Genomic DNA, 5596 nt, shown 5'->3' with positions numbered 1-5596 from the left:
GCGCTTCGTGGCCGGCACGACCGTGGACGACGTCGTCCGCGCCGCCGCTGACCTCAACCGCAACGGCTTCAGCTTCTCCGTCGACTACCTGGGAGAATCAGTGCGCAGCCCCGAGGAAGCCCGGGCCGCAGCCGGAGTCTACCGAGCGGTGCTCGCGCGCATTGCCGGCGCGGGCCTGGACGGCAACGTCTCCCTCAAGCTCACCCAGATGGGCCAGGATGTGGGCGAAGAGTTCCTGCGCCAGAACGTGGGACGCGTGCTGGACCGCGCTGCCGAGCTGGGCATCTTTATCCGCTTCGACATGGAGTCCGGCGCCTACACCCAGCGCACGCTCGATTTCTTCCGCCGCGTCTGGGACGACGGCTACCACAACGTGGGCGCCGTCATCCAATCCTACCTCTACCGCAGTGAGCGCGACGTCCATTCCTTGAACGGGCTGGGAGCGCGTGTGCGGCTGTGCAAGGGGGCATACAACGAGCCGGAGAGCGTAGCCTTCCCCGAGAAGGCGCAGGTGGACGCCAACTTCGTGCGGCTCATGAAGCTGCTGCTCGCGGACGGCCGCTACCCCGGGATCGCCACGCACGACGAGAAGATGATCCGCGCCACGCAGCAGTTCGCCCGGCAGCGGCAGATCCCGAGCTCGGCCTTCGAGTTCCAGATGCTCTACGGCGTGCGCCGGGACCTGCAGGAGCGGCTAGTACGCGAGGGCCACAACGTCCGCATCTACGTGCCTTTCGGCGAGGCCTGGTACCCGTACTTCATGCGCCGCATGGCCGAGCGCCCGGCCAACCTGTTCTTCGTCGTGAACGCCGTGGTCCGGGAATCCCCTCTCCGCGTCCTGCTGCCCCGCGGCAACGCACGCCACTAGCCACGCCGCCACCGCACCACTCTGGCGCCAGGGACTTAGTGGTCGAATCCGCAAATACGCCCGCATTCGGCCGTACTTGCGAACTCGACCACTTAGAGACGCAGAGACGCATGGATCCGGTAGGGGCGTGGGCCGCACCTCTGCCTCCCTACCTCAACTGCGTCCCTGCGTCCCTGCGTCTCTGCTTCTCTCCTCCGGAGCGGGGGGAGGACGATGGAGACAGGCACGGCCCAGCCCGTGCGGGGTACCTCGGGCATGGATTCCGACCTGCAGAATTGGTGAGGGGCAGGGTGCCCGACTTCCTGCGCGTGACCGAGATCTTCCACTCGATCCAGGGCGAGAGCACCTGGGCCGGCCTGCCGTGTACCTTCGTCCGGCTCACCGGGTGTCCGCTGCGCTGCGTCTGGTGCGACACGGCCTACGCCTTCTACGGCGGCGAGAAGGTCCACCTGGAAGAGATCATCAGCAAGGTCGAGGAGATCGGCACGCCGCTGGTCGAGGTCACGGGCGGCGAGCCGTTGGTCCACCGGAACGCCTTCCGGCTGGTCGAGAAGCTGCTGGATCGCGGCTTCACTCTGCTGGTCGAGACGTCAGGCGCGGTGGACGTGGCGCCGCTCGACGCACGGGCCCACAAGATCATGGATCTCAAGTGCCCCGGCTCGGGCGAGGAGGCGCGTAACCTGTGGTCCAACCTGGAGCACCTGACCGAGCGCGACGAGGTCAAGTTCGTGATCCGGGATCGGCGCGACTACGAGTGGGCTCGTGACGTCGTGTGGCAGCGCGGGCTGGCCGAGCGAGTGAAGATCGGCCGGGTCCGTGCGCTCCTGTTCTCACCCGTCTGGGACGAGATGCCGTTCCAACAGCTCGCCGAGTGGGTGCTCGAGGATCGCCTACCCGTTCGCTACCAGATCCAGCTCCACAAGGTCGTCTGGGGCGCTAACGTGCCGGGCGTCTAAGCGCGAGGGGAGCACCGGCCCCGGGCCGCCCGGCCGCAAAACCGAATTCGACGATCAGTTTGCTACCGCATAGCTGGACAGATGCCCGGTGGAGAACGTCATGGTGCGGCTGGCCTTGTCGTCCGCCCCGCTCATGTTCTCCAGCAGCGCCTTGGACTGCGTGTCGATGTGCCAGGCAGTCAGCGCGGCACTGCTCAGGTCCTGGGTGCAGCGCGCGTAGCTGAGCCGGATCGAGACGGGAGCCTGGAAGATGAAGCTGTCCAGTCCCACCGCCGTGATCTCGACTTCCATGTAGCTCGAGGCGGGCACGATCAGTCGGAAGAGTGTGGGGCTGGGCACCGCGCCGGCGGGCAGGGTGATGCTGTGCCCATCGAGCGAGAAAGTGCCACCCAACCCGTTGATGGTGGCATCTACCGATCGGGGCTCCGTTGTCGGGCACTCGAGGAGCGTGGCCCCGGAATTGTCGTAACGGGGCGCGAGACCCGGCGGCTCAGGCGCGGTGGGCGCGTCGCAGGCCGGGATCAGCGCAGCCAGCGCGAGCGCAACGGCTGCCACGCGCTGGCACGTTGAACGTTCCATGGCGCCTGCCTAAGTTCATGACGATGGATGATTCGTTGCCTGACCTGGAGCCCGCTACCCGGGCAAGCGGCGTGCCCGAGGCCGAGGAGCTGATCGAGCAGGGGATCCGCTACATCCACCAGAGCCGCGGCGACTTCCCGGCGGCCATCCCCCTGTTCGAGCGCATCTTGGGCCTGACCGCGGACGATCGCATCCGCGGCATTGCGCTTCAGAACCTGGGCGCGATCGCGGCCATTCGTTCCGAGTTTGCTGGCGCCGACCGGTACTTCCTGGATTCCTACCACTGCTTTCAGCGCGCCGGCTACACGCGCGGCGAAGCCATTGCCCTCAATAACTATGCGGCCGCCGCCGTGGACCGCGGCAAATACCGGCTGGGGCGCGACATTGCCCAGGACGCCGTGGCCGCGGCCAAGCGCGCGGAAGACCTGGACCTGCTGGCACTGGCCAATCTCAACCTGGCCAAGGCTCTGGCCGGCACCGAGCAGCTCGACAGCGCGGCCGACATTGCCAGCGCCGCGCTGGGCCATTTCACCTCCGTGTCCAACGGCTGGCGCCGCGTCGAGTGCCTGCGGCTGCTGGGCGAGATCCACATCCGCCGCGAGGACCGCCCCACGGCGTTGCGCTGCCTGCGGCAGGGTCTGGAACTGGCGCAGCAGATCGGTGCGCGGGTCGAGATCTCGCAGATCCGCGACCGCCTCGGCCAACTGGAATCCGGCCCATGAGCCGCCGGCGGCAACGAGCGACGTCGCTCCTGGCCGGCGTGGCCGCCTGCCTCGGCCTCGCCGCCTGCGACCGTGCCCCGCCTGACCTCGTGGTCGCCACGGGCACGGTCGAGGCCCTCGAGGTGGACGTCGGCCCGCAGGTCGGCGGGCGGGTTGTCGAATTACGGGTCCAGCAAGGCGACGTCGTTGCGCCAGGCGACACACTCGCGCTACTGGCCCGCACGGAACTGCCCGGCGAGCTGGCGGCGGCGCGGGCGCGCGTCGAGCTGGCGCGCGCCCGGCTGCTCGAGCTCGAGGCCGGCCCGCGCCTCGAGGAGATCGCTGCGGCACGCGCCGCGCTGCGGGGGGCGGAATCCGAGCTGGCGCAGGCGGCCCGCGAGCTGAAGCGGATCGAGGAGCTGGTCGCCGGGCAGCTCGCGCCGCCCCAGGAATGGGACCGCGCGGCGACGGCGCTCGATCTGGCGCGGAGCCGCCGCGACATGGCGCGGCAGACGCTTGTCCGGCTCGAGGCGGGCACGCGGCCCGAGCAACTGGCGGCGGCGCGCGCCGAGCTGGCGGCCGCAGAAGCGGCCCAGGCCCAGGCGCGCGCCGCCGCCGCCGAGCTGCTGCTGCTCAGCCCGCGCAGCGGGCAGGTGCTGCTGCGCAATTTCGAGGCGGGCGAGGTCGTGGGGGCGGGCGCGCCCGTGGTGACGCTGATCGACCCGGACAGCCTCTGGATGCGGATCTACGTGGATCAGCGCGACCTGGCGCGGCTGCGCACCGGCCAGCCGGCGGAGATCCGGGCCGATGCCCTGCCCGACCGCGTGTTCGCCGCCCGCGTGGTCGAGATCGCACCCCGTGCCGAGTTCACGCCCCGCGTCGCACTCACCGAGGAAGAGCGCGCCCACCTCGTCTTTGGCGTCAAGCTGCTCCTGGCGGATCCGGCGGGCGTGCTCAAGCCGGGCATGCCGGCAGAAGCGCGTATCGCCGCCGGCGACGCCGCGGCTCCCGCCCTGGGCAGCGCGCGCGACAACGCGCGCCAGCAGTGATCCCCGGTGGCGCTTCCGCCGCACCCGCGATTGCCGCGGACCGGCTGACCAAGGCGTTCGGCAGCCTGGTCGCGGTGAGCGAGGTCTCGCTCGAGATCGAGCGGGGCGAGCTGTTCGGCGTGCTCGGGCCGAACGGCTCGGGTAAGACCACGCTGCTGCGCATGCTGTGCGGCCTCCTCGCGCCCACCGCCGGCACGGCCGTCGTGCTGGGGCAGGACGTACGGCAGCGGCCGGACGCGGTGAAGGCGCGCGTCGGCTACATGTCCCAGAAGTTCGGCCTCTACGACGACCTCACTGTCGAGGAGAACCTCCGCTTCTACGCCCAGGTCTACGGGCTGGGCGGCACGCGGCGCGCCCAGCGGGTCAGCGCCATGCTCGAGATGGCAGGGCTGGGCGGCCGCACCCGCCAGTTCGCCGCCACGCTCTCCGGCGGCTGGAAGCAGCGGCTCGCGCTGGGCTGCGCCGTGGTCCACGAGCCGGAACTGCTGTTGCTGGACGAGCCGACGGCGGGCGTCGACCCGGCCTCGCGCCGCCGCTTCTGGCGCATCATTGACGGCCTGGCCGCCGGCGGGACGACCGTGCTCGTGACCACCCACTACATGGACGAGGCCGAGCGGTTCAACCGCGTCGCCTTCCTCTCCCGCGGCCAGCTCACGGCTCTCGGCGCACCCGACCAGGTGGTGGCACAGCACGCCGGCGCCGCCAGCCTCGAGGACGTGTTCGTCAGCCTGCAGGTCGGTACCGACTGATGATCCAGCCGGCACGTCTCCATGCCATTGTCTGGAAGGAGTTCGCGCAGCTCCGGCGCGACCCCATGACCATCGGCGTGCTCTTCGGCATCCCCGTGCTGCAGCTCCTGCTCTTTGGCTACGCCATCCAGACGGAAGTCCGCAACCTGCCCACCGGTGTGTTCGACCAGGCCAACACCAGCGACAGCCGCGCCCTGGTACAGGCGTTCCAGGCCACGGACAACTTCGATGTTGTGCGCCACGCCGCCAGCCGCGTGCAGCTCGAGCAGTGGATCGGCGCCGGCGTGGTCCGCGCCGGGCTCGTCATCCCCCCCGACTTCAGCCGCCGGCTCAAGCGCCGCGAGCCGGCGCCCGTGCAGGTGCTGATCGACGCGGCCGACCCGCTCGCCTCACAGTCCGCAATCGCCGCCGCCGTCGCGGTCGGCCAGGAGCGCTCGCTCAAGGCGCTCGCCTCGGCCGTCGGCGCCTCGACTCCGCCGGGCGCCGCCGCGCCGCCCAGCCGCACTGCAAGGCTGGCGGGCGCCATGCCCGCCCTCGACGTGCGCGTCCGGCCGCTCTTCAACCCGGGGCTCCGCACCGCCGTCTACATCGTGCCCGGCATCATTGGTGTGCTGCTCAGCCTGACCATGATGATGATCACCGCCGTGGCCATTGTCCGGGAACGGGAGCGGGGCACGCTCGAGCAGTTGATCGT

At 70.3% G+C, this 5596-nt stretch carries 7 protein-coding genes; 6 read left to right on the top strand and 1 reads right to left on the bottom strand.

The features are described 5' to 3' along the window. Together HY703_03625 and HY703_03620 are read left to right on the top strand one after the other, a co-directional pair. Positions 1-868 (top strand): proline dehydrogenase family protein (locus tag HY703_03625; GenBank protein MBI4544266.1); only part of this gene is annotated, 868 nt, incomplete at its 5' end. A 110-nt stretch (positions 869-978) separates the two neighbouring features. Further along, positions 979-1824, top strand: a complete 846-nt coding sequence (locus HY703_03620) for a radical SAM protein (protein ID MBI4544265.1) — start codon at positions 979-981, stop codon at positions 1822-1824. A 54-nt stretch (positions 1825-1878) separates the two neighbouring features. On the opposite strand, the gene HY703_03615 is transcribed toward HY703_03620, so the two are convergent. Beyond that, a complete protein-coding gene (locus HY703_03615) occupies positions 1879-2403 on the bottom strand; it encodes a hypothetical protein (protein ID MBI4544264.1) in 525 nt (174 codons plus the stop codon). 35 nt (positions 2404-2438) lie between these two features. Between HY703_03615 and HY703_03610 the strand changes: the two genes are divergently transcribed. The 4 genes from HY703_03610 to HY703_03595 all read left to right on the top strand — a co-directional run. Further along, on the top strand, positions 2439-3125 hold the full coding sequence (locus HY703_03610; GenBank protein ID MBI4544263.1) for a tetratricopeptide repeat protein: 687 nt from the start codon (positions 2439-2441) through the stop codon (positions 3123-3125). Continuing rightward, on the top strand, positions 3122-4153 hold the full coding sequence (locus HY703_03605; GenBank protein MBI4544262.1) for an HlyD family efflux transporter periplasmic adaptor subunit: 1032 nt from the start codon (positions 3122-3124) through the stop codon (positions 4151-4153). The genes HY703_03610 and HY703_03605 overlap by 4 nt, the downstream gene beginning before the upstream one ends. Continuing rightward, a complete protein-coding gene (gene ccmA / locus HY703_03600) occupies positions 4153-4902 on the top strand; it encodes a heme ABC exporter ATP-binding protein CcmA (GenBank protein ID MBI4544261.1) in 750 nt (249 codons plus the stop codon). The genes HY703_03605 and ccmA overlap by 1 nt, the downstream gene beginning before the upstream one ends. Next, a partial coding sequence (locus HY703_03595) for an ABC transporter permease (GenBank protein MBI4544260.1) occupies positions 4902-5596 on the top strand: 695 nt, incomplete at its 3' end. The genes ccmA and HY703_03595, both read left to right, overlap by 1 nt.

The sequence above is a fragment of the Gemmatimonadota bacterium genome (assembly GCA_016209965.1).
Lineage (GTDB): Bacteria > Gemmatimonadota > Gemmatimonadetes > Longimicrobiales > RSA9 > JACQVE01.
Note: the sequence above shows the minus strand (reverse complement) of the source record. Positions and strands in the feature narration are given on the sequence as shown.